Annotated in this window: 22 protein-coding genes and 1 riboswitch; of the genes, 11 read left to right on the forward strand and 11 right to left on the reverse strand. The window is 68.7% G+C overall.

What is annotated here, in order from left to right:
* The first annotated feature begins 39 nt into the window (after nucleotides 1-39).
* The 5 genes from F7Q96_RS12455 to F7Q96_RS12475 all read left to right on the forward strand — a co-directional run bounded on the left by F7Q96_RS12455 (nucleotide 40) and on the right by F7Q96_RS12475 (nucleotide 4,852).
* On the forward strand, nucleotides 40-999 hold the full coding sequence (locus F7Q96_RS12455) for a pyrimidine 5'-nucleotidase (protein ID WP_151022743.1): 960 nt from the start codon (nucleotides 40-42) through the stop codon (nucleotides 997-999).
* The gene (gene slmA / locus F7Q96_RS12460; protein WP_053820908.1) at nucleotides 996-1,670 is read left to right on the forward strand and encodes a nucleoid occlusion factor SlmA; all 675 of its coding nucleotides are present in this window, start codon (nucleotides 996-998) and stop codon (nucleotides 1,668-1,670) included. Before F7Q96_RS12455 ends, slmA begins: the two co-directional genes overlap by 4 nt.
* Before the next feature lie 356 nt (nucleotides 1,671-2,026).
* Nucleotides 2,027-3,265: a homoserine O-succinyltransferase MetX gene (gene metX / locus F7Q96_RS12465; RefSeq protein WP_082371368.1), complete on the forward strand. Its 1,239-nt coding sequence runs from the start codon at nucleotides 2,027-2,029 to the stop codon at nucleotides 3,263-3,265.
* The gene (gene metW, locus F7Q96_RS12470; protein ID WP_053820909.1) at nucleotides 3,262-3,885 is read left to right on the forward strand and encodes a methionine biosynthesis protein MetW; all 624 of its coding nucleotides are present in this window, start codon (nucleotides 3,262-3,264) and stop codon (nucleotides 3,883-3,885) included. The genes metX and metW overlap by 4 nt, the downstream gene beginning before the upstream one ends.
* Before the next feature lie 142 nt (nucleotides 3,886-4,027).
* Nucleotides 4,028-4,852 carry an acyl-CoA thioesterase gene (locus F7Q96_RS12475; RefSeq protein WP_053820910.1) on the forward strand — a complete coding sequence of 275 codons (825 nt, stop codon included), beginning with the start codon at nucleotides 4,028-4,030 and terminating at the stop codon, nucleotides 4,850-4,852.
* Between the two features lie 196 nt (nucleotides 4,853-5,048).
* On the opposite strand, the gene F7Q96_RS12480 is transcribed toward F7Q96_RS12475, so the two are convergent.
* Entirely contained in the window at nucleotides 5,049-6,380 is a 1,332-nt protein-coding gene (locus tag F7Q96_RS12480; protein WP_249041672.1) for a muropeptide transporter, read from the reverse strand.
* Between the two features lie 149 nt (nucleotides 6,381-6,529).
* On the opposite strand from F7Q96_RS12480, the gene F7Q96_RS12485 reads away from it, so the two are divergent.
* The gene (locus F7Q96_RS12485; protein ID WP_226994809.1) at nucleotides 6,530-7,510 is read left to right on the forward strand and encodes a M48 family metallopeptidase; all 981 of its coding nucleotides are present in this window, start codon (nucleotides 6,530-6,532) and stop codon (nucleotides 7,508-7,510) included.
* Nucleotides 7,511-7,652: 142 nt separating this feature from the next.
* On the opposite strand, the gene argC is transcribed toward F7Q96_RS12485, so the two are convergent.
* Both argC and F7Q96_RS12495 read right to left on the reverse strand, forming a co-directional pair.
* Nucleotides 7,653-8,600 (reverse strand): N-acetyl-gamma-glutamyl-phosphate reductase, encoded by a 948-nt coding sequence (gene argC / locus F7Q96_RS12490; RefSeq protein WP_006578518.1) that lies wholly within the window; start codon nucleotides 8,598-8,600, stop codon nucleotides 7,653-7,655.
* A 95-nt stretch (nucleotides 8,601-8,695) separates the two neighbouring features.
* Nucleotides 8,696-9,472: an exodeoxyribonuclease III gene (locus F7Q96_RS12495; RefSeq protein ID WP_053820911.1), complete on the reverse strand. Its 777-nt coding sequence runs from the start codon at nucleotides 9,470-9,472 to the stop codon at nucleotides 8,696-8,698.
* A gap of 28 nt (nucleotides 9,473-9,500) precedes the next feature.
* On the opposite strand from F7Q96_RS12495, the gene pyrE reads away from it, so the two are divergent.
* Entirely contained in the window at nucleotides 9,501-10,184 is a 684-nt protein-coding gene (pyrE, locus tag F7Q96_RS12500) for an orotate phosphoribosyltransferase (RefSeq protein ID WP_053820912.1), read from the forward strand.
* Here pyrE and F7Q96_RS12505 read toward each other — a convergent pair whose 3' ends face one another.
* The 5 genes from F7Q96_RS12505 to F7Q96_RS12525 all read right to left on the reverse strand — a co-directional run bounded on the left by F7Q96_RS12505 (nucleotide 10,185) and on the right by F7Q96_RS12525 (nucleotide 14,783).
* A complete protein-coding gene (locus F7Q96_RS12505) occupies nucleotides 10,185-11,003 on the reverse strand; it encodes a polyphosphate kinase 2 family protein (protein ID WP_053820913.1) in 819 nt (272 codons plus the stop codon).
* Nucleotides 11,004-11,087: 84 nt separating this feature from the next.
* Nucleotides 11,088-11,960 carry a diaminopimelate epimerase gene (gene dapF / locus F7Q96_RS12510; RefSeq protein WP_053820914.1) on the reverse strand — a complete coding sequence of 291 codons (873 nt, stop codon included), beginning with the start codon at nucleotides 11,958-11,960 and terminating at the stop codon, nucleotides 11,088-11,090.
* Between the two features lie 109 nt (nucleotides 11,961-12,069).
* Nucleotides 12,070-12,963 (reverse strand): lipid A biosynthesis lauroyl acyltransferase, encoded by an 894-nt coding sequence (locus F7Q96_RS12515; RefSeq protein ID WP_053820915.1) that lies wholly within the window; start codon nucleotides 12,961-12,963, stop codon nucleotides 12,070-12,072.
* Nucleotides 12,960-13,919, reverse strand: a complete 960-nt coding sequence (locus F7Q96_RS12520) for a lysophospholipid acyltransferase family protein (RefSeq protein WP_053820916.1) — start codon at nucleotides 13,917-13,919, stop codon at nucleotides 12,960-12,962. Before F7Q96_RS12520 ends, F7Q96_RS12515 begins: the two co-directional genes overlap by 4 nt.
* A gap of 9 nt (nucleotides 13,920-13,928) precedes the next feature.
* Nucleotides 13,929-14,783, reverse strand: coding sequence for a lysophospholipid acyltransferase family protein (locus F7Q96_RS12525; protein WP_053820917.1), 855 nt, complete (start codon nucleotides 14,781-14,783; stop codon nucleotides 13,929-13,931).
* 286 nt (nucleotides 14,784-15,069) lie between these two features.
* Between F7Q96_RS12525 and metK the strand changes: the two genes are divergently transcribed.
* Nucleotides 15,070-16,233: a methionine adenosyltransferase gene (gene metK / locus F7Q96_RS12530; RefSeq protein ID WP_023264748.1), complete on the forward strand. Its 1,164-nt coding sequence runs from the start codon at nucleotides 15,070-15,072 to the stop codon at nucleotides 16,231-16,233.
* Between the two features lie 121 nt (nucleotides 16,234-16,354).
* On the opposite strand, the gene F7Q96_RS12535 is transcribed toward metK, so the two are convergent.
* Both F7Q96_RS12535 and F7Q96_RS12540 read right to left on the reverse strand, forming a co-directional pair.
* The gene (locus F7Q96_RS12535) at nucleotides 16,355-16,777 is read right to left on the reverse strand and encodes an Hsp20/alpha crystallin family protein (RefSeq protein WP_082371369.1); all 423 of its coding nucleotides are present in this window, start codon (nucleotides 16,775-16,777) and stop codon (nucleotides 16,355-16,357) included.
* 31 nt (nucleotides 16,778-16,808) lie between these two features.
* Nucleotides 16,809-17,348 carry an Hsp20/alpha crystallin family protein gene (locus F7Q96_RS12540; protein ID WP_053820918.1) on the reverse strand — a complete coding sequence of 180 codons (540 nt, stop codon included), beginning with the start codon at nucleotides 17,346-17,348 and terminating at the stop codon, nucleotides 16,809-16,811.
* A gap of 223 nt (nucleotides 17,349-17,571) precedes the next feature.
* Between F7Q96_RS12540 and F7Q96_RS12545 the strand changes: the two genes are divergently transcribed.
* The 3 genes from F7Q96_RS12545 (at nucleotide 17,572) to F7Q96_RS12555 (ending at nucleotide 20,926) form a co-directional block, all read left to right on the forward strand.
* Nucleotides 17,572-18,525: a Kdo hydroxylase family protein gene (locus F7Q96_RS12545; RefSeq protein WP_053820919.1), complete on the forward strand. Its 954-nt coding sequence runs from the start codon at nucleotides 17,572-17,574 to the stop codon at nucleotides 18,523-18,525.
* Nucleotides 18,526-18,778: 253 nt separating this feature from the next.
* A complete protein-coding gene (locus F7Q96_RS12550) occupies nucleotides 18,779-20,350 on the forward strand; it encodes a GMC family oxidoreductase (RefSeq protein WP_053820920.1) in 1,572 nt (523 codons plus the stop codon).
* A gap of 144 nt (nucleotides 20,351-20,494) precedes the next feature.
* Complete coding sequence (locus F7Q96_RS12555) at nucleotides 20,495-20,926, forward strand: hypothetical protein (RefSeq protein ID WP_151022745.1); 432 nt, start codon at nucleotides 20,495-20,497, stop codon at nucleotides 20,924-20,926.
* Between the two features lie 21 nt (nucleotides 20,927-20,947).
* Here F7Q96_RS12555 and F7Q96_RS12560 read toward each other — a convergent pair whose 3' ends face one another.
* Complete coding sequence (locus tag F7Q96_RS12560) at nucleotides 20,948-22,615, reverse strand: acyl-CoA dehydrogenase family protein (RefSeq protein ID WP_151022747.1); 1,668 nt, start codon at nucleotides 22,613-22,615, stop codon at nucleotides 20,948-20,950.
* Between the two features lie 253 nt (nucleotides 22,616-22,868).
* A riboswitch (TPP riboswitch) is annotated at nucleotides 22,869-22,970 on the forward strand.
* Nucleotides 22,971-23,009 lie beyond the last annotated feature (39 nt).

The raw sequence follows: 23,009 nt of genomic DNA on the forward strand, positions 1-23,009 counted from the left end.
CAGGCGCCCGCCGCCGCGGCGGCGCGGCGCCTTTCCCTCGTGCCTTCCCACGCCTCCCGCCGCTCCCCCCTTCGCCTGCGGCATCGCCCGGCCGGCAACAACGCCGGCGACACGGTCTGGCTGTTCGATCTCGACAACACGCTGCACGACGCCTCGCACGCGATCTTCCCGGCGATCAATGCCGCGATGACCGCCTACGTCGCCCGCGTGCTCGCCTGCGACGAGGCCACGGCCAGCCGCGTGCGCGTCGACTACTGGAAGCGCTATGGGGCGACGCTGCTCGGCATGATCCGCCATCACGGCGTCGACCCGGCCGACTTCCTGCGCGCCGCGCACGAATTCCCCGATATCGCGCGGATGGTGCGCGTGCGCCGCGGCCTCGCGGCCCAGCTGCGCCGCCTGCCCGGCCGCAAGGTGCTGCTGACCAACGCGCCGCAGGACTATGCGCGCGCGGTGCTGCGCGTGGCCGGCATCGAGCACTGTTTCGAGCGCGTGATCGCCATCGAGCAGATGTGGGTCCATGGCGATCTGCGGCCCAAGCCGGATCGGCGCATGCTGCGCCGTCTGCTGTCCCGGCTGCGGATCGCGCCGGGCCGTGCGGTGCTGGTCGAGGACACGGTCTCGCACCTGAAGCGCTATGCTGGCCTGGGGATACGCACCGCGTGGATCACCGGCTATCTGCGTTCGATGACGCCGAGCCGGCCGCACGACGTGCCGGCGGGCGCCGCCCGCGATGCCGCGCAGCAGGCGGCGTTGCGCGCCGAGGCGCAACGCCATGCGCACGACCGCGACGCGGACCGTGCGGCCCGGGAGGAGGCGGTGACGCTGGTCGCCGCCGAAAACCAGGCCCCGGCGCCGCGGCTCTCGCCCGAGGCGCGGCAGGCAGCCCGCAACACAGCCCGCGCTCGGGCCCGCATGGTGCACCGGCCGGGTTATGTGGACATAAAAGTACAATCGGTGCATCAACTCCATCGACGAATGCGGAGAAACGGGTCATGACGCAGAGCAACGAGGCAGCCGCGCCGGCCGCGAACGCGGACGAGCGCAGTCGGCAGGGCGAGAGCGGCGGCGCCGGCGAGGCCGTGGTCGCGCGCAAGCGCCCGCGCCCCGGCGAGCGGCGCGTGCAGATCCTGCAGACGCTGGCCGGCATGCTCGAGCACCCGCGTTCCGAACGCATCACGACCGCCGCGCTGGCGGCCCGGCTCGGCGTCTCCGAGGCCGCGCTGTATCGGCACTTCGCCAGCAAGGCGCAGATGTTCGAGGGGCTGATCGCCTTTATCGAGCAGACGGTGTTCGGCCTGATCAACCAGATCACCGCGCAGGAGGAGCACGGGCTGCGCCAGGTGCAGGCGATCGTGCGGATGCTGCTGTCGTTCGCCGAGAAGAATCCGGGCATGACCCGCGTGCTGACCGGCGAGGCGCTGGTCGGGGAGCATGAGCGGCTGCAGGAACGGATCAATCAGCTGGTGGACCGGATCGAGGCGTCGATCCGCCAATGCCTGAAGGTCGCCGCGACGCAGGGCGCGTTTCCAGCCGACGCCGACGTATCGGCGCGTGCCGCGCTGATCGTCGCCACCGTGCAGGGGCACTGGCATCGCTATGCCAAGAGCGGCTTTCGCAAGCTGCCGGCCGGGCAGATCGATGCGCAGCTGCGCGTGCTGCTGGGCTGATCCCCGTAGCCGGACTGCGGCCGTCGATATCCCTCTGCGCGCGCCTCTTCTGCCGACTTCAGCTGATGTCTATCGCTTTGCTCTATAATCTGCCGGTCGCGCCGATTTGATGACTGGCTTGCGGGCGCGCGGCGAGGAAATTTCCCCGCCACTATAAATGCGGCTAAAGAGGTTGGTCGGCGCCCCCTCTCTCCGATTCGCGATTCGCGATTCGATCCGACGGAACGGATATGCGGGACAACGCCACCGCGCGGCGGACAGGAACATCCGGTGCGAAACAACCCGACTTGGCTGCGTGATTCCAGACGCAAGACCGGTCGGGTTTTTTGATGCCCGCCTCGCGCGGGCCCGCCTACATGACTGACGTTGCCTCGCCATCCGCGCACGCGGACCCGGTGGAGCCGGCCGCTGCCGGCCCCGCTCCGGACGCCGCTTCCGCCGCCGCGCTGCACCTGCCCCTGCCGCCCGACTCGGTCGGCATCGTGACGCCGCAGCGCATGCATTTCGCCGAGCCGCTGCCGCTGCGCAACGGTTCTTCGCTGGCCGGCTACGACCTGATGGTCGAAACCTATGGCACGCTCAATGCCACGCGGACCAATGCCGTGCTGGTGTGCCACGCACTGAATGCCTCGCATCATGTGGCCGGCGTCTACGCGCACGATCCGCGCGACGTCGGCTGGTGGGACAACATGGTCGGCCCGGGCAAGCCGCTCGATACCGACCGCTTCTTCGTGATCGGCATCAACAACCTCGGCTCCTGCTTCGGCTCGACCGGGCCGATGAGCCTGAACCCCGCCACCGGCCAGCCCTTCGGCGCGGCCTTTCCGGTGGTCACGGTCGAGGACTGGGTCAATGCGCAGGCGCGCGTGGCCGACGCCTTCGGCATCGAGCAGTTCGCCGCGGTGATGGGCGGCAGCCTTGGCGGCATGCAGGCGCTGGCCTGGAGCCTGATGTATCCGGAGCGGCTGCGCCATTGCATCGTGGTCGCGTCGACGCCGAAGCTGTCGGCGCAGAACATCGCCTTCAACGAGGTCGCGCGCAGCGCGATCCTGTCCGACCCGGACTTCCATGGCGGCAACTACTACGCGCATGGCGTCAAGCCCAAGCGCGGGCTGCGCGTGGCCCGGATGATCGGCCATATCACCTACCTGTCCGACGAGGACATGGCGGCGAAATTCGGACGCGAGCTCAAGGCCGAGGACATCCGCTTCTCGTTCGATGTCGAGTTCCAGGTCGAGAGCTATCTGCGCTACCAGGGCGACAAGTTCGCCGAGTATTTCGACGCCAATACCTATCTGCTGATCACGCGCGCGCTCGATTACTTCGATCCGGCCCTGTCCTTCGGCGGCGACCTGACCCGCGCGGTCGCCCATACCAGGGCCAGCTTCCTCGTTGCCAGCTTCACTACCGACTGGCGCTTTGCGCCGAGCCGCAGCCGCGAGCTGGTCAAGGCGCTGCTCGACAACAAGCGGCCGGTCAGCTATGCCGAGATCGATGCCCCGCATGGCCACGACGCCTTCCTGCTCGACGATCCGCGTTACCACAACCTGATGCGCGCCTACTACGAACGCATCGCCCGGGAGATCGGCGCATGAATGCCAGGTCCATCACCGAAGCGGCCAACGGCGTGCTGGCAAGGCGGCCGGATTTCCGCGCGATCGCACGCTGGATCGAACCGAATGCGACCGTGCTCGACCTGGGCTGCGGCGACGGCAGCCTGCTGCGCGTGCTGCAGGACGAGCTCGACGTGCAGGCCTACGGCATCGAGATCCGCGACGAGGGCGTGCTGGCGTGCGCGCAGAAGGGCGTCCATGTCATCCAGCAGAATCTGGAGGGCGGGCTCGCGCTGTTCGAGGACAAGAGCTTCGACACCGTGATCCTGTCGCAGACGCTGCAGACCATTCACAACACCGCGCAGGTCCTGCGCGACACGCTGCGCGTCGGCCGCGAGTGCATCGTGTCGTTCCCGAACTTCGGCTACTGGCCGCACCGGCTGTCGGTGTTCCGCGGCCGCATGCCGGTGTCCGAGTCGCTGCCCTACCAGTGGTACGACACGCCGAACGTGCGCGTGCTGACCATCAGCGACTTCGAGGCGCTGGCGCCCAAGGTCGGGCTGCGCATTCTCGATCGCGTCGTGATGCACGAAGGCATCACGGTGAACTGGGGCGTCAACTGGCGGGGCAGCCTGGCGGTCTATCGGGTCTGCTCTGCCTGATCGGTTCGGCCCGATCGGTTCGGTCCGATCGGTTCAGTCGGAGGATGACCTTGAACGGAGTGGCCGGCACTTGACGTGCGGCCACTCGGGCGACTACCGTACGGAAATTACGAACGACCGTTCGCTTTTTCGGCGAGGCCCCATGTCCGCGACATCCGAGCTGCATCCCTTCGACGACGCGATTGCGTTGACCCAAGCCGGCGAACACCGTTTTGCCGGCCGCACCACCGAGTCGTACTGGAACATGATCGGGCCGTACGGCGGCATCACGGCGGCGACGCTGCTGCAGGCGGTGTTGCAGCATCCGCAGCGGCTCGGCGATCCGATTGCGCTGACCGTCAATTTCGCCGGACCGATCGCCGAGGGCCCGTTCACGATCGAGGCGCGGCCCTCGCGCACCAACCGCTCGACGCAGCACTGGTCGCTGGAACTGGTACAGAACGGCGAGGTGGCGACCACCGCCAGCGCGGTGTTCGCGGTGCGGCGCGATACCTGGGGCTGCGGCGAGGCCGTCTTTCCCGACGTGCCGCCGGCCGACGCGATCGCGCCGCTGCCGACCGGGTTCGCGCCGGTGCGCTGGCTCAAGTCCTACGAGATGCGGCCGGTGCGCGGCGCCAAGCCTGCGGCCGAACCGGGCACCGAGCATCCGGACAGCCTGACCCAGTTCTGGCTGCGCGACCATCCGGTGCGCACGCCCGACTATGCGTCGATCGCGGCCTGGTGCGACAGCTTCTATCCGCGCATCTTCCTGAAGCGCGCCGGCTTCGTGCCGGCGGGCACGGTCTCGCTGACGACTTACTTCCACGCGGATGCCGCCACGCTGGCGGCGCTGGGCGATCGCCACGCGCTGGGCAGCGCGCGGGCGCAGGTGTTCCGGCAGGGCTTCTTCGACCAGAGCGCGCAGCTGTGGAGCCCGGACGGCGAGCTGCTGGCGAGCTCGCATCAGATCGTTTACTACAAGCAGTAGGCGAGGCGGCTGGCCCACTCCCGACCCTGTGCCCAGCGCTCTCCCGCAAGCGGGACAGGGAGCCAACCGGTAGTCCGCACAGGGAAACCGCTTCCGCTCGGCTGCTCTGCCGCGGTCGCTCGCATCCGGTTCCGCTCTCCCGCTCGCGGGAGAGAGGTGGGGAGAGGGCAGCGGCGGTCGCTAACACACTACCGCATCAGCCCTCGCGAACCCCCTTGCCCTCTGCCCGACCCTCTCCCGCTAGCGGGAGAGAGGGAACCCCGCTAGCCTCGTCCCGCGGCGTGCGCGTCTGGCTTTCATAGCGCTCGACCGTGCTGCGCATCGCGCGCAGCAGGAACAGCCCCGGCAGCGCGACCAGCACCGTGCCGAGATAGAAGGGCGCCCAGCCGAACGACTCGACCAGATAGCCCGACGTGGGGCCGACATAGACGCGTCCGACCGAGGCCAGCGCCGACAGCAGCGCGTACTGCGTCGCCGAGAACGAGCGGTTGCACAGCGCCATCAGCAGCGCGACGAAGGCCGCGGTGCCCATGCCCCCGCACAGGTTCTCGACCGCGATGGTCGCGCCCATCGACCACAGATGGGCGGGCGTCACCGCCAGCAGCCAGTAGCCGAAGTTCGACACGGCCTGCAGCACGCCGAACAGCATCAGCGAGCGGTACAGGCCGAGCCTGACCATCAGCGTGCCGCCGAACAGCGCGCCGATGATGGTCGCGGCCAGACCCAGCGTCTTGTTGACGAGCCCGACCTCGCCGGCGGAAAAGCCGACCCCGCGGATCAGGAAGGTGGTCGACAGGCTGCCGGCGAAGGCGTCGCCGAGCTTGTACAGCACGATCAGGCCCAGCAACCACCAGGCACCGGTACGTCCGAAGAAATCGCGCAGCGGGCCGACCACCGCCTCTTCCAGCGAGCGCGGCGCGCGCGGCGGCGATTCGGCGCGCGGCGCCCACGGCAGCGTCAGCAGGCCGACCGCCATCAGCGCGGCCATCAGCAGGTACATCTGCTGCCAGCCCAGCACCCGGTCCGCCAGCCACAGCGCCAGGCCGCCGGACACCAGCATCGCCAGCCGGTAGCCGAGCACCTTGACCGCCGCGCCGGCGCCGCGCTCGGCGGGCCGCAGCACGTCGGTGCTGTAGGCGTCGAACACGATGTCCTGCGAGGCCGACAGGAAGGCCACCAGCGTGGCCAGCCCCGCCAGCAGCCACAGCGCCTCGCGCGGCGGGCAGAACGCCATGCCGGCGATGCCGAGCACCAGGCCGACCTGCGTCAGCAGCAGCCAGCCGCGCCGCCGGTCCAGCAACGGCGGCGTGTAGCGGTCCATCAGCGGCGCCCACAGGAACTTGAAGATGTAGGCCTGGCCGACCAGCGAGAAAAAGCCGATGGTCTTGATGTCCAGCCCCTCGACCGTCATCCAGGCCTGCAGCGTGCCCGAGGTCAGCGCCAGCGGCAGCCCCGAGGCAAAGCCCAGCGTCAGCATCGCGCCGATGCGGCGATTGCGGAAAATATCGAGATAGTCTTGGAAGGTCATGAAGGCGGGAGCAGGGGCCGGGCGGAACAGGCGGTGCAAGTGCCTGCAGGGCCCTGGGTGGCGATCGGGCGCCGTGTATTATTGCATCAGCCTTCGTGATGTCTGTCGCATTCTCGTTGAAAACGATGCCCCTTCCCTTGCGCCTGGCCATGTCCGCTCTTTCCGTTGCCGTTCCCCCATCGCGTTCGCTTGCGGTCGCCGCGCCGCTGCGCCGGCTGACGCTGGCGGTGCTCGGCGCCGTTGCATTGCTCGGCGCGCCAGCGGTGCTGGCGCAGTCCGATGGCGTCAATGTGCAGCGCGGCGGCGGCGCGGTCAGCCAGCTGGTGCCGGCCGAGGCGATCGAGCAGCAGGCCGCGCAGGAATACGAGCAGATCAAGCAGGAGGCGCGCGCCAAGGGCGCGCTGGCGCCGTCCAACGATCCGCGGCTGGCGCGCCTGCGCACGATCTCCGAGCGGATCCTGCCGCAGGCCGGGCGCTGGAACGACCGCGCCCGCGGCTGGAAGTGGGAGGTCAATCTGATCAAGGCCAAGCAGGTCAATGCGTTCTGCATGCCCGGCGGCAAGATCGCGGTCTATACCGGCTTTCTGGACCAGATCAAGCCGACCGACGACGAGCTGGCGATGGTGATCGGCCACGAGATCGCCCACGCGCTGCAGGAGCATGCGCGCGAGCGCGCCGCCAAGGCCGAGATCACCAACCTGGGCGCCAACGTCATTTCGCAACTGTTCGGCTTCGGCAATCTGGGCAATCTGGCGCTGGGTACCGGCGCGCATCTGCTGACGCTGAAGTTCTCGCGCTCGGACGAGACCGAAGCCGATCTGGTCGGCATGGATATCGCGGCCCGCGCGGGCTACGATCCGCGCGCCGCGGTGACGCTGTGGCAGAAGATGGGCAAGGTGTCGCAATCGTCGGCGGCCGGCGCCAGCATGGACTTCCTGTCCACGCACCCGTCGGGCCAGTCGCGCATCGCCGAGCTGCAGCGGCATATGCCCGAGGTGCTGCCGCTGTACGCGCGGGCGATCGGCACCACGGTCGAGCGGCTGCCGGCCTACCGGACCAATATGGGCGGCCTGGCCAACGCGCCGGTGGACCGCGGCGACGAGGACAAGCAGCAGCCGTTGAAGCGGTAGCAGGCTGTCGTTCCCGTTCAGGCGGGAACTCAGCGTCCCGTGAAGTCACAGGGTTCCCGCATTCGCGGGGACGACAAGCTTGCCAACAAAAGAAAACGGCCCCTGAATCAGGGGCCGTTTTCTTCGGTCAGGCAGGAAGGCGTCAGGCCGTCAGCCCGGTGGCCTCGTCCGCGCCGATATGCACGTTCATGCATTGCACCGCGGCGCCGGCCGCGCCCTTGCCGAGGTTGTCCAGCCGCGCGATCAGCACGATGCGGTCGGCCGAGCCGAACACGAACAGGTCGACGCGGTTGGTGTCGTTGTTGGCCTGCACGTCGAAGAAGCCGTTGTCCAGATGCTCGTCGCTGGCGGCGGGCATCACGCGCACGAATTGCTCGCCCTCGTAGTGCTTGCGGTAGATCTCGGCGACTTGCTCCGGCGTGACCTTGCGCGCCAGCCGGTCCGGGAACACCGGCACCGTGACGGCCAGGCCCTTGTAGAACTTGCCGACGATCGGGCTGAAGATCGGCGCCTGCGCCAGGCCGGTCTGCACGCGCATTTCCGGCAGGTGCTTGTGCTCGAGCCCCAGCGCGTAGGCGCGCGGGCTGTCGAGCTTCGGATTGCCGCCCGCCTCGAAGTCCGCAATCATCTTCTTGCCGCCGCCGCTGTAGCCGGTCAGCGAGAACGCGGTGACCGGGTAGTCGGGCTGCATCACGCCGGCATCGACCAGCGGACGCACGGCCAGCACGAAGGCGCTGGCGTGGCAGCCCGGCACGGCGATGCGCTTGCTGGCGCGGATCTTCTCGCGCTGGCCGCGCACCAGTTCGGGCAGGCCGTAGGCCCAGTTGTCGGCGGTGCGGAACGCCGTGCTGGCGTCGATCACGCAGGTGTCCGGATTGGTCACCAGCGATACCGCCTCGCGCGAGGCCACGTCCGGCAGGCACAGGAAGGCCACGTCGGCGGCGTTCAGGAAGCGTGCTCGCTCGGCCGGATCCTTGCGCTTGTCTTCCGCGATGCGCAGCAGTTCGACATCGGAACGGCCGGACAGATAATCGAGCAGCCGAAGGCCGGTGGTGCCTTCCTGGCCGTCGACGAACACTTTGAATGCCATGGTGGACTCGCTTGGGTATTACGGGTGAGGGTGCATTGTAGCGAGGATGCCCGGCCATCGCAGCGGCAATCCGCCCCGGCGGCCGGGCGGCCCCGTCACAGCGGGAAGTCGTAGTCGATCGACAGCGGTGCGTGGTCGCTGAACTTCTCGTCCTTGTAGATCGAGCAGGCCTTCGCGGTATCGGCGATCTTCGGCGTTGCCAGGTGGTAGTCGATGCGCCAGCCGACGTTCTTCGCGTAGGCCTGGCCGCGGTTGCTCCACCACGTATATTGCTCGGGCCGCGGGTCCAGCTTGCGGAACACGTCGACATAGCCGTGCACGTCGAACAGCTCGCCGATCCAGGCGCGCTCCTCGGGCAGGAAGCCGGAGTTCTTCAGATTGCCCTTCCAGTTCTTGATGTCGATTTCCTTGTGCGCGATGTTGACGTCGCCGCACAGCACGATCTCGCGCCCGCTGGCCTTGAGCTGCAGCAGATGGGGCAGGAAGGCCTCCATGAAGCGGTACTTGGCCAACTGCCGTTCTTCGGAGCTCGAGCCGGACGGCACGTAGACCGAGATCACCGCCAGATGCGGATACTGCACTTCAACGTAGCGCCCCTCGCTGTCGAACTCCGCATTGCCGAAGCCGGTGATCACGCGCTCGGGCTTGTGGCGGGTGTACAGGCCGACGCCGCTGTAGCCCTTCTTCTCGGCGTAGTGGAAGTAGCCGTGATAGCCGTGCGGCGCCAGGAAGGCCTCGGTCATGTCGGCGGCCTGCGCCTTGAGCTCCTGCACGCAGACCATGTCGGCGTCCTGCTTGCCCATCCAGTCGAAGAAGCCTTTCTTGGCCGCGGAGCGGATGCCGTTGAGGTTGGCACTGATAATCCGTAACATCTCGGGAAATTTTTGGAAGAGAGAAAAGATGACGCAGCAAACCACGCCGGCGGCGGACGACCTCAGCCAGACCTTCATCCGCTTCGCGCTGGACGCGGGCGTGCTGTCCTTCGGCGAGTTCGTCACCAAGGCGGGACGCAAATCGCCGTATTTCTTCAACGCGGGGCTGTTCAACCAGGGCGCCACGCTGGGCCAGGTGGCGCAATTCTATGCGAAAACCCTGCTGGCCTCGGGTGTCGCATTCGACATGCTGTTCGGTCCGGCCTACAAGGGCATCACGCTGGCATCGGCCACCGCGGTGGCGCTGGCCGGCATGGGGCGCAACGTCGGCTTCGCCTATAACCGCAAGGAAGCCAAGGACCACGGCGAAGGCGGCACGCTGGTCGGCGCCAGGCTGCAGGGCAAGGTGGTGATCGTCGACGACGTGATTTCTGCCGGCACCTCGGTGCGCGAATCGGTGCAGATGATCCGTGCCGCCGGCGCCGAGCCCGCCGCGGTGCTGATCGCGCTGGACCGGATGGAAAAAAGCGGCACCGCCGAGCAGATCGGCGCGCATTCCGCAGTGCAGGACGTGCAGCGCGAATTCGGCGTGCCGGTGATCGCGATCGCCTCGCTGGCCGATCTGCTGTCCTACCTGGACGCCGCGCAGGACCCCGCGCTGACTGCGTCGCGCGCTGCGGTGGCCGCCTACCGCCAGCGCTACGGCGTCTGATCAGTCGACCTTCAGCTGGTCCAGCCCCGGCGCGGACGGCGGATAGGCCGGCTTGAGCCGCGCGAAGGTGTCGCGCAGGATTTCCGCGATCATCAGATTGCGGTGCGTCTTCGAGTCGGCGGGAATCACATGCCAGGGCGCGTCCGGCGTCGCCGTCGCGGCGATCGCGTCCTGGTAGGCGTCCATATAGGCGTCCCAGTGCCGGCGTTCGGCCAGGTCGTTGGGGTCGAATTTCCAGTGCTTGTGCGGATCGGCGAGCCGCGCTTCCAGGCGTGCCTTCTGCTCGTCCTTCGAAATATGCAGAAAGCACTTGACCAGCGTGGTGCCGGTCTCGGCCAGCAGGCTCTCGAAGTGGCGGATCTGCCGATAGCGGCGCTCGCACTCGGCCGCGTCGATCCAGCCGTGCACGCGCGTGATCAGCACATCCTCGTAGTGGCTGCGGTTGAATACCACGATCTCGCCGGCGCGCGGCACCTGGGCATGGACACGCCACAGGTAGTCGCGCGCCTTCTCCTCCGAGGTCGGCGCCTTGAAGCCGACCACGCGCACGCCGAGCGGATCGAAGCTGCGGAACACGCCGCGCACGGTGCCGTCCTTGCCGCTGGTGTCCATCCCCTGCAGGATCACCAGCAGCTTGCGTGACTGCTCGGCGTAGAAGATGTCCTGCTGCTCGTCCAGATGCGTCGACAGCTCGGTCAGGCGCGCCCGGTCGCTGGTCTTGTCGCCGCTGGAAACGGGCTTGGCGCCCGCGTCGAAGCGGTCCAGGCGAAAGCCCTTGCCATTGGCGATGCGGTAGGGGTCGAGCGGGGTGTCTGGCATGGCGCGTCTCCGCGTGGGCGCCGGGCTTCCGGCAGGGTCGCTGGGGCGGGGCGCCGCTGGGGCATGCCCCGCAAGGTCGCTGAATCAGCCGCGCGGCTGCAGCGCGTCCAGATCGATCGAACCTTCGAACACCGTGGTGGCCGGGCCCGTCATCCGCACCGGCGTGCCGTCGCCATCCCAGGCGATGGTCAGGTCGCCGCCGTGCGTATGCACCCTGACCGGCGAGTCGAGCAGGCCGCGCCGGATGCCGGCGACCACCGCCGCGCAGGCGCCGGTGCCGCAGGCCAGCGTCTCGCCGGAGCCGCGCTCGAACACGCGCAGCCGGATCGTATTGCGGTCGACCACCTGCATGAAGCCGGCATTGACGCGCTTCGGGAAGGCCGCATGGTGCTCGATCACCGGGCCGTCCTCGCGTACCGGGAAGCGCTCGGTGTCCTCCACCACCTGCACCGCGTGGGGGTTGCCCATCGACACCGCGGAAATCCACACGGTGCGGCCATTGGTCTCGATGCCGTACAGCGTGTCGTCGCCCTCGATGCGGGTCGGCAGGCCGTCCGGCAGGAACGGGATGCGCGCCGGCTCGAACTCGGGCGCGCCCATGTCGACCGTGACCTGGCCGTCGTCGTTCAGCGTCAGCGTGATGACGCCGTTCATCACCTCGACCCGTACCGAGCGCTTGTCGGTCAGGCCGTGGTCGGTGACGAAACGAACGAAGCAGCGCGCGCCATTGCCGCAGTGCTCCACCTCGCCGCCGTCGGCATTGAAGATCCGGTAGCGGAAGTCGACGTCGGGCCGGGTCGGCTTCTCGACGATCAGGATCTGGTCCGCACCGACGCCGAAATGGCGGCTGGCGAGCGCGCGCCACTGCTCGGTGCTCAGGTTCAGGGTCTGGTGGATGCCGTCCAGCACGACGAAGTCGTTGCCGGCGCCGTGCATCTTGGTGAACTGGATCTTCATGGCGCGGATCGGGAAAGGCCGGGACCGGGGCGGGCCGGAAACCGGGGGCGGCCGCGGACGGCCGGTGTCAGTGTTCTGGGTTTGCGGCCGCCGATATGTCGGCCGAACGTCAATATATCTCGGGTTCGCCGGGCGGGCGATGCTTGAAGCGTTTGTGCACCCAGTAGTACTCGGCGATGCGCGGGCGGATGCAGTCCTCGAAGAAGGCGTTCATGCGGCGCGTGTCCTCGGTGACGTTCTCGCCCGGATAGTTGTCCCAGGCTGGCAGGATCCGCAGCACATAGCCGCGATAGTCGGGCAGCTGCTCCGTATAGATCGGCACGACCTTGGCGCCGGTCAGCCGCGCCAGCCGCGATACCGAGGTCAGCGTCAGCGCCTGGGCGCCGAAGAAGGGCACGAACTCGGAGTCGCGCTCGCCGAAATCCATGTCGGAGATCAGCTGCAGCGCCTCGCCCTTCTTCAGGCAGCGGATGATGTCCCGCACGCTGTCGTTGCGCGCGATCATGTGCGCGCCGAAGCGGCCGCGCGCCTGCTTCAGGAAACCGTCGAACAGCGCGTTCTTCTGCTTGGTGTACAGCGACGCGCCGGAGCGGCCCACGTGGTCGCGCAGGTAGATCGTCAGCCGGATCGCGCCGGCCTCGACGCCGGACAGGTGCAGCGTGACCAGGATGTGCGGCTGGCCATCGAGCGCGACCAGGTTGGCCTGGTCGTCGATCTGCACCCAGCGGCGCATCTGCGCCTCGCTGCCGGTCCAGAAGATGCCGCGCTCGGCGAAGCTGCGGAACACCGAGCGGAACGACTGGCGCGACAGCTCGGCGATCTCGGCGTCGGGCTTGTCGGGAAAGGCCAGCCGCAGATTGGCGCGGACCACCTCGCGGCGGCCGCTCGGAAACAGATACAGCAGGCTGCCCAGCCCCTCGCCGAAGCGGGCGACCAGGGGGTAGGGCAGCTTGCCGAGCACGGTCAGCAGACCGATGCCCAGCCAGGTGAAAAGACGGCTCATGGATGCGAAGTGGACGAAGTCGATTCCGTGGCGCCCGCGTCGGCGGCGGCCGGGGACGATGCCGGCGGCGTGGCGGGCGGTGTCGGCGACGAAGCGGCCTCGGCGGGCCACGCGGGCGGCAGTTCGGCGCCGGCCGGGTGCTTGTAGCGGTTGTAGCCCCACAGGTACTGGGTCGGCGCCAGCCGTACCAGCTCCTCGACCACGCCGTTGATCACGGTGGCCGCGGCGGCCGGATCTTCCGGCAGCGGTTCCTCAATCACACGCACAAAGGCGCGATAGCCACTGCCGCGCGGCAGCCGTATTGAAGCGACGATCGCCAGCGGCGCGCCGCTCCATTGCTGCAGCCGCTGCACCAGCGTCATCGTGTAGGCCGGCCGGCCGAAAAACGGCGCCCACGTGCCCTCGCCGCCGATCGGCACCTGGTCGGGCAGGATGCCGATGGCTTCCTTGCGCTTGAGCGCCTTGACCAGCATCCGCACACCGCGCGGATTGGCCGGCGCGCTGGTCATGTTCGGGCGGTTGCGCATGCGTTCGACCCAGTCGCGCAGCCAGGGCTGGTGCGGCGGCTTGAACAGCACCGTGACAGGCCGGCGCATCGCGTACGACTGCGGCAGCACCTCGAAGCAGCCCAGGTGCGGCGTCAGCACGATCAGGCCGCGCCCCTGGTCCTGCAGCCGGTCCAGCGTCGGCCAGACCACCTCGTTGAAGTCGACCAGCCTTGCCTTGATGGTGTGCCGGGTCCAGAAATACGGCATTTCCAGGATCATGCGCCCCATCGAGCGGGCCGCCTCGTTCACCATCTCGTCGGTGGCGTCGGGAAACGCGTGGCGGAAGTTCTCGGTCAGGCGCGTCCCGTAGCGGCCGGGCATCTTGGCGGCCAGCAGGCCCAGCGCGCCGCCGATGGCCTGCAGCCAGGCCAGCGGCAGGCGGGAAATCAGCCAGAACAGGTAAGTCATGGGATTCTGTCACGCGGCTTGGGGCGGGAGCTCCGCACCTGCCGGGTGCTTGTAACGGTTGTAGCCCCACAGGTATTGGGTCGGCGCTTCGGCGACCAGCGATTCGACCGTGTGGTTGAGCACGGTCGCCGCCTCGACGGGGTCGTCCGGCAGCCGGTCTTCCAGTACGCGCATATGGGCGATATAGGTGGCCCCTTGCGCGGTGCGCTCGGCGAAGACCATCGCGATCGGCGCGCCCGTCAGTTGCTGCAGGCGCTGCACCAGCGTCATCGTGTACGCCGGCTTGCCGAAGAACGGCGCCCATACCCCTTCGCCGCCCTTGGGCACCTGGTCGGGCAGGATGCCGATCGACTCGCCGCGCTTGAGCGCCTTGACGAGCGTGCGCACGCCGCGCGGCGTGGCCGCCGCCATCACCAGATTCGGGCGGGTGCGCATGCGCTCGATCCAGTCGCGCAGCCATGGCTGGTGCGGCGGCTTGTACAGCGCGGTCACCTTGTGGCGCAGCGCGTACGCCTGCGGCAGCACCTCGAAGCAACCCAGATGGGGGACCAGCATGATCAGCCCGTTGCCCTTGCCCAACAGTCGGTCCAGTTCGGGCCAGGTGTGCTCCGAGAACCCGGCCAGCCGCGCCTTCAGCGTCTTGCGGCTCCAGAAATACGGCATCTCCATCACCATCCGGCCGGTGGAGCGGGCCGCCTCGGCCAGCATCGCATCGGTGGCGTCCGGATAGGCCTGGCGGAAATTCTCGGTCAGCCGCCTGCCATAGCGGCCCGGCAGGCGCGCCGCCAGCAGGCCGAGCACGCCGCCAATGGCTTGCAGCCATGCCAGCGGCAAGCGGGCAATCAGCCAGAACAGGAAGGTCATGGAGTCCCAACAAGGGGCCGGCCCCGGGGCCGGCTGGTTCATTGTTGCGCGGTTATCGTTTCGCGGCCGCCGCCGATCGCTTCGGCGGGCGCCGATGGCCTCGGCACACCGTTGCGGCGGCGCGTGTGCCGCGCCGCGCAGGCGCGTATAATACCGCGCATCGCCGAGTTAACTGACAACTTGCGGGGCGATACCGTCTCATCAGGACGTGCTGAAAATACCGCTAAAGCGTCGCCGCCCGGACTGAAATGGTTGGCACGCAATAGCTAACCTGGAGAAAAAGTTCGTGGCAAACGACTTCCTCTTTACTTCGGAATCCGTCTCCGAAGGCCATCCCGACAAGGTCGCCGACCAGATTTCCGACGCCGTTCTGGACGCCATCCTGGCCCAGGACAAATACGCGCGCGTCGCCGCCGAAACCCTGTGCAATACCGGGCTGGTGGTATTGGCGGGGGAAATCACCACTACGGCCAACGTCGACTATATCCAGGTCGCGCGCGAAACCATCAAGCGCATCGGCTACGACAATACCGACTACGGCATCGATTACAAGGGCTGCGCGGTGCTGGTCGCCTACGACAAGCAATCGCCCGATATTGCCCAGGGCGTCGACCGTGCCTCCGACGATTACCTGAACCAGGGCGCCGGCGACCAGGGCCTGATGTTCGGCTATGCCTGCGACGAGACGCCGGAGCTGATGCCGTTCCCGATCTACTATTCGCACCGCCTGGTCGAGCGCCAGTCGCAGCTGCGCCGCGATGGCCGCCTGCCCTGGCTGCGCCCCGACGCCAAGTCGCAGGTCACCGTGCGCTATGTCGACGGCCGTCCGCACAGCGTCGACACCGTGGTGCTGTCGACCCAGCACGCGCCGGACATCACCCAGGCGCAGATCCGCGAGGCGGTGATCGAGGAGATCATCAAGCCGGTGCTGCCGCCGGAAATGCTGAAGGACACCAAGTACCTGGTGAATCCGACCGGCCGCTTCGTCATCGGCGGCCCGCAGGGCGACTGCGGCCTGACCGGCCGCAAGATCATCGTCGACACCTATGGCGGTGCGGCGCCGCACGGCGGCGGCGCGTTTTCGGGCAAGGATCCGTCCAAGGTCGACCGCTCGGCGGCCTACGCGGCCCGCTACGTGGCCAAGAACGTGGTGGCCGCGGGCCTGGCGCGCCAGTGCCAGGTGCAGGTCAGCTACGCGATCGGCGTGGCGCGTCCGATCAACGTGACGGTCTACACCGAAGGCACCGGCAAGATCTCCGACGAGGCGATCGCCAAACTGGTGATGGAGCACTTCGACCTGCGGCCCAAGGGCATCGTGCAGATGCTGGACCTGCTGCGCCCGATCTACGAGAAGACCGCCGCCTACGGCCACTTCGGCCGCGAGGAGCCGGAGTTTTCGTGGGAAGCGACCGACAAGGCTGCCGCGCTGCGCGCGGCAGCCGGCCTGTAACACGGGCGGCAAGACGAGCGGCGATACGCTCGTTCGTTCGCCCCTCTCCCGCTCGCGGGAGAGGGGCCGGGGGAGAGGGCAGCGACGGCGGGTGTCGACGCCGCCATCGCCGCCTTCTCTCTCACCCCACCTTCACTTCGATCCGCCGCGGCTGCGCTTCGGCCTGCTTCGGAATCCGCAGGTTCAGCACGCCGTCCTTGAGCACCGCCGAGATCGCGCTGCTGTCCAGCTCGCGGCTCAGCGTGAAGACGCGCTTGTAGCGCGCGATCTGCACCTCGGCATAGACCGGCTCCAGCCCCTCCGGCATCTCCTGGCGAATCTCGCCCTCGATGGTCAGGCTGTCGCGGTCGGCGCGCACCTGCAGCGTGTCGCGCGACACGCCCGGCAGGTCGGCCAGCAGCGTGATGCCGGTCGCATCCTCGGTCACGTCCACGCGCGGCAACAGCGTCGCGTTGGTGCCGGCATTGCCGTTGTTGCCGTTGGCGTTCCCGCTGACGTTCACGTTCCGGTCCTGATCGGTCCGGGTAACGGCTTGGTCGTTCATGTCGAACCTCCTGCTCGGAGCAATCATCGGGTCAGTTCACGGTGATCCGGCGCGGCTGCGCCGCTTCCTGGCGAGCGATCGAGATCCGCAGCAGTCCGTCGCGATAGGTCGCCTCGATCCTGGCGGTATCGACGTCCTCCGGCAGCGAAATCACGCGCCGGAAGCTGCCGTCGAAGCGCTCGCGCACATAGACGTTGGTGTCGTCGCGCAGGCTCGACGCGCCCGGTGCCGAGTGGCCCTGCTGGCCGGCTTGCTGATTGGCCTGCGGGTCGGCCGACGGGTCGCTCTGCGCGGCTTCTTGCCCGGTGCGCTCGATCCGCGCGCCGCGCCGCCCGGCGATGGTCAGCAGGCCGCGGTCGACGCTGACGTCGAGCGTGGACGGATCGATACCCGGCGCGAACGCGTAGACCTCGACGCTGGACGGCGTCATGCCGATATTGACGGCCGGAAAGGCGCCGCGCGCCACTGCGCGGATGCTGCTCGGCGCCGAGAAGACCTGTTGCAGCTCGCGCTGCAGCCGGTCGAACTCGGCAAACAGGCTGCCCGGAGAACTCAGCAACGATGCATACATGGCATTCCCTCCTTGCTGCTGCTGGCTGTCATGCATTCGGACCGGCGCGGCCGGTCCCCCGCGTGCCGGACCTGGCCGGCGCGCTTCGACACGAATGTAGTGTCGGACGCCGTCGCTTCAAGAGTCGGAAACGTGGCGCGACGCCGGCGCGCGAAGCCTCTGATGGCGCGGCGGTAGAATCGCGCCATCAGGCGTGGCACACGCCAGCATGCCGAGGAATCCCATGTCCGTTCAAACCGCTGTCCCCCGCGTCGCGCCTTCGACTGGCGCGGCGCCATCCGCCGCCCCGGGCGGGCTGGACCTGATCCGCCCGCAGCCCTATACCGACTGGGCGCCGCAGCTGCGCGCCGACACGGCCGCCGGCCTGCGCCGCGAGCTCGAGCAGGGCGCCGTGCTGTATTTCCCCGACCTGCATTTCCGCTTCGAGCCGGGCGAGGAACGCTTCCTCGACAGCCGCTGGTCCGACGGCAAGTCCAAGAACATCAACCTGCGTGCCAACGACACCGCGGTGCGCGGCGCCGTCGGCAGCCCGCAGGACCTCGCCGACCTGTATGCGCTGATCCGGCGCTATGCCGAATACAGCGAGCGTCTGGTTCTGTCGCTGTTCCCCGAATACGGTCCGCATCTGGAGCGCGCCGGCACCTCCCTGCGGCCCAGCGAGATCGCCGGGCGTCCGGTCAGCTGGCGCAAGGACGACACCCGGCTGCACGTCGATTCGTTCCCGTCCAATCCGCTGCTCGGCAAGCGGCTGCTGCGCGTGTTCCACAATATCGATCCGCAGGCGCCGCGGGTGTGGCGCGTCGGCGAGCCGTTCGCCGACTTCGCCAAACGTTTCGTGCCGCGTACCAAGGGCATGTGGCCGGGACAGGCCTGGCTGATGAAGCAGCTGCATATCACCAAGCGCGAGCGTTCGGAATACGACCACCGCATGCTGCAGCTGCACGACATGGCCAAGGCAGACCTGGACTACCAGGCCAGGGTGCCGCAGCAGGAATTCCACTTCCCGCCGGGCTCGACCTGGATCGTCTTCAGCGACCAGGTGCTGCACGCGGCGATGCGCGGCCGCGCGATGATGGAGCAGACCTATTACCTCGATCCGCGCGCGATTTCGGACCACACGCACTCGCCGGAAGCGGTGCTGTCGCGGATGCTCGGCAAGCCGATGTTGAAGTCCTGATCGGTGCGGCAACGGCAGGGCGCGCGGGCGCGCGTCCTGCCTCCTTTCCGCGGTCTTTTCCGCTGCCTTTTCCCCTGTCTCCCTTGCCGCTTTCGCCGGGCTCGTCCGGCCCCTCCGCGTTCTTCTTCTGCCCCTCGACAAAGCGCCTACACTGGGCAGCATAGACCGCGTTCGCGCCCCGTCCGCCAGCCTTCGGCGGCGGCCCGACGCGCGAGCGAGCGGCGCGCCGACTTGCCATCGTGCGAGGGGACAAATGGACACCAGTTTCGATTACATCGTGATCGGGGGCGGCGCGGCGGCATGCGCGCTGGCCGGCAGGCTCGCCGACAGCGGCAGCGAATCGATCGCCCTGCTCGAGGCCGCCTGGCCCGACGATGACGCGCCGGACTGGGGCCCCTATCTGCGCGGCGCGCCATCCGACTACGACGGCTGGGCCGAGGCCGGTTGCGACGGCTGGTCCTGGGACGACGTACTGCCGTGCTTTCGCCGCGCCGAATGCAATACCCGCGTGATGGGGCGCGACGACGATCCCTGGCATGGCGGCAACGGTCCGCTGCATGTCGGCGATCCGCCGGCGCCTTCGCCGCTGGCCCGCTACTTCGTCGAGTCGGCCGCGCACGCCGGCCATCCCCGCAACGACGACTTCAACGGCCCCGAGCAGGAGGGTGTCGGCTGGTTCCAGAGCGCGCGCCATCGCGGCGAGCCGTGGAGCGCCGCGCGGGCCTATCTGCATCGCGGCGTCGGCGGCAATCTGCAGGTTCTGCACGGCATGCAGGCGCAGCGCATCGTCTTCGAAGGACGGCGTGCGGTCGGCGTGCAGGCGCTGCGCCATGGCAGGCAAATCGAGTTGCGCGCGCGGCGCGAGGTGGTGCTCGCAGCCGGCGCGATCGGCTCGCCGCAGTTGCTGATGGTCTCCGGCATCGGCCCCGCCGATCATCTACAGGAACACGGCATCGGCGTGGTGCAGCATCTGCCGGGCGTGGGGCTGAACCTGCAGCAGCCGGTCGGCATGCTGCTGCACAAGCGCGGTCCGACGCCGCCGTCGCTGCGGCAATCGTTCGGACCGCGCTGGTTCGGCGCCCAATCGACGATCGGCATGTCGGTCGGCAGGACGTTCGCCGTGGCATGGCACTGGTTGCGGCATGGCGCCGGATTTGGCGGGCGGCGCAGCACGCTGGCGCAGGCCGAGCCGATCAGCGCCGGCGCACTGCTGAAGAGCCAGCCCGAATTGCCGGAACCCGATCTGCAACTGCGCTTCGTCGTCGGTCCAGGTCATGCGCGCGGCGACGGAGGCGGGCACGGCCAGAGCTACGGATGCCGCGTGCTGCTGCTGCGTCCGCGCAGCCGCGGAAGGTTGCGGCTGGCCGCCAGCGATCCGCAGCGGCGGCCGCTGGTCGAGGCCGGGCTGCTCGGCGACGCGCAGGACGTGCGCGACCTGATCGCGGGCGTGGCGCTGGTGCGGCGCATCCTCGCCCAGCCCCCGCTGGCCGCGTTCGGCGGCAAGGCGCTGTATTGCGGCGGGGTGCGCGCCGATCCCGGTGACGAGGCGGCCATCGATGCGCTGGTCCGCGCCCATGCCGAGGCCGCGGAGCGGCCGGCCGGCACCTGCCGGATGGGCATCGATGCGCTGTCGGTGGTCGATCCGCAATTGCGCGTGCGCGGCGTCGAGGCGCTGCGCGTCGCCGATGCGTCGATCATGCCGACGCTGGCCGGCGGCGATGCCGATGCGCCGGCGATCATGATCGGCGAGCGCGCGCACGACCTGATCCGCCACGGTCCGCGGGTGAGGCTGCGCGCGCTGGAGACCTTGCTGGCACGCGCCTGAGCGCCACGCTCGCCCCGCGGGCGCCGGTTTTCCCCTGCTTTCGCCGCATTTTTTCCCATTTTCGGTACGCCGATACTCGCGCAGCAGCCTGTGCGGCGGCGAGCAGCCTTATGCTGTGAGCCCACCATGGAAAGGAGAGTCACCGTGCAAAGCACAGGGACCCCCAGGGCCGCCGCGGCCTGGCATGCCGGCCGGCCCCCCGCGGACGCGCGCCATCGTCAGCCGCCCGGCGCCGCCAACGCCAACGCTCCGCTGTCGCCCCATCGGATCGACTGGATCGAAACCGAGGGCGACAACGCCCGCGATCCTGGCGCCGACGGATTGCGGCGTGCCTGGATCGCCCTCGGGGCCTTGACGCGCCATCATCGCGCGCTGGCGACCGTGGTCATGGCGACGGCGATGTCGCTGCCGATCGGCCTGGCCGGCGCCGTTGTGCTGGTCCGCGGCGACCCGCAAGCGCTCCACCCTGGCGTGGCAATGATCATCGCAGCCACTGGCCTGTGGTGCGGCACCTGCTGCCTGTTCTATCTGGATCAATGTCGGCGCCTGCTGCGCGACGGCGAGTCCAACGAGTAGACCTGACCGCAACTGCCGCGATCAAACCGGCCAGGCTCGCTCGATCAGCTTGCCCAGCTGTGCCGCGCTGCCGTCGAGCGTGCCGAACACGCGGCCGTGCTGCCGCTCGAGCCGGCTGGCGACGAAGCGCTCGGCGCTGTCGGCATCGGCGTGCGCCAGCATCAGCGCCGCCTGCGCGGTCAGCACCAGACCCTGCGCGAAGCGGCGCGCGCAGGTTTCCAGTTCTTCCGGCGCGGCGCGCAGCATCGCCTGCAGCGAAGCCAGTTCGGCGCGCACCGCGGCATGCCCGCCGGCGCGCTGGCCGAGATCCTGCAGCAAGCGCAGCGCATCGTCGGGACTGCGCTGGATCGCGCGCAGCACGTCCAGGCACATGATGTTGCCGGACCCTTCCCAGATCGAATTGACCGGCGCCTCGCGGTAGAGCCGCGCCATCGGCCCTTCCTCGACGTAGCCGTTGCCGCCCCAGACCTCCATCGCCTCGCCGGTCGCCTCGATCGCGCGCTTGCAGATCCAGAACTTGGCGGCGGGCGTCACGATGCGCTTCCACGCGCCGGCCAGCGGGTCGGTGGCTGCGTGTTCGAACGCATGGGCGAGCTCCATCATCAGCAGCGTCGCGGCCTCGCTCTCGAGCGCGAGATCGGCCAGCACATTGCGCATCAGCGGCTGGTCGGCGAGCCGCTTGCCGAACGCGCTGCGATGGCGCGCATGGTGGATCGACTGCACCAGCGCGGTCCGCAGCAGCGCGGCGCTGCCGATCACGCAATCGAGCCGGGTATTGGTGGCCATCTCGATGATGGTCGGAATGCCGCGTCCCTCTTCGCCGATCAGGATGCCGCTGGCGCCGCGGAATTCGACCTCGCTGCTGGCATTGGAGCGGTTGCCCAGCTTGTCCTTGAGCCGCTGGATCTGGATCGCGTTGCGGCTGCCGTCGTCGCGAAAGCGCGGCACGAAGAAGCAGGACAGCGGCCCGTCTTCGGCGCCCATGCGGGCGACCACCAGGTGTGCGTCGCACATCGGCGCGGAGAAGAACCACTTGTGGCCGGTCAGCGCGTACTCGGCGCCCCGGCCCTCGCCGCGCACCGGTCGTGCCACCGTGGTGTTGGCGCGCACGTCGGAGCCGCCCTGCTTCTCGGTCATGCCCATGCCGATCATCACCGCGCGCTTGTCGCGCCAGGGCAGATCCTCGGGATCGTGCGCGGTCGCATAGAGCCGCGGGGCCAGCTCGCTGAACAGCGCAGCCTCCTTCTGCAGCACCGGGATGCTGGCGAAGGTCATCGTCGCCGGGCACAGCGAGCCCGACTCGAGCTGCGCCTGCAGGAAATAGCCGGCGGTGCGCGCCGCCCAGGCGCCCGGACGCGGCTGCGCGAACGGCAACGCATGCAGCTGGCGGCTGCGCAGCAGCGACAGCAGCGCGTGCCAGCTCGGATCGAAGCGGACCTGATCGAGCCGTTCGCCGGTACGGCTGTGGGTGTGCAATTCGGGCGGATGGCGATTGGCCTGGTCGGCCCAGGCCTGGACCTCGGGCTGGCCCAGCGTCGCGCCGAACTCGCGCAGCTCGCCGGCATGCCAGCCGCCGCCCAGGCGTTCGAGCGAGGCGCCGAGCGCGGTGTCGATGGCGAACAGGTTGTGGTGCGCCAGATCGGGGACCTGGTTGAAGACGCGATGGGTGGCGGCGTCGCTGGTGCTCATGGTGTCTCCTGTGGCGGACGGTCCTGGCTCTGCCCCTGCCATTGCCGTTGCGATTGCCATTGCAATCGTCGGCGGCCGGCGCGCGTGCGGGGACGCGCTGTCTGCATGGTAGAGCAACGCGCGCGGCCCTGGCGGCGGCCGGCGCAGGCGGCCCGGGCGTCACGCAACGGGCCGATCCGATACCGCAGCGCACCACAGTGCGAATGAAACAAGGCTGGCGCAGCCAGTTCCCTTGTGCTTAAATTGGCCCCGTTGGATGAAACAGGGGTGCCGTGCGGATTGGCCGCGCGGCTGAGAGAGTCCCTTCGAACCCGATCCGGTTAGTACCGGCGTGGGAAGTTTCACTGAAGACCGCAGTTCCCGCCGGCGCGCATTCCAGCCGCGCCAGCATGGT

It is taken from the genome of Cupriavidus gilardii, from assembly GCF_008801915.1.
Taxonomy (GTDB): Bacteria; Pseudomonadota; Gammaproteobacteria; order Burkholderiales; family Burkholderiaceae; genus Cupriavidus; species Cupriavidus gilardii.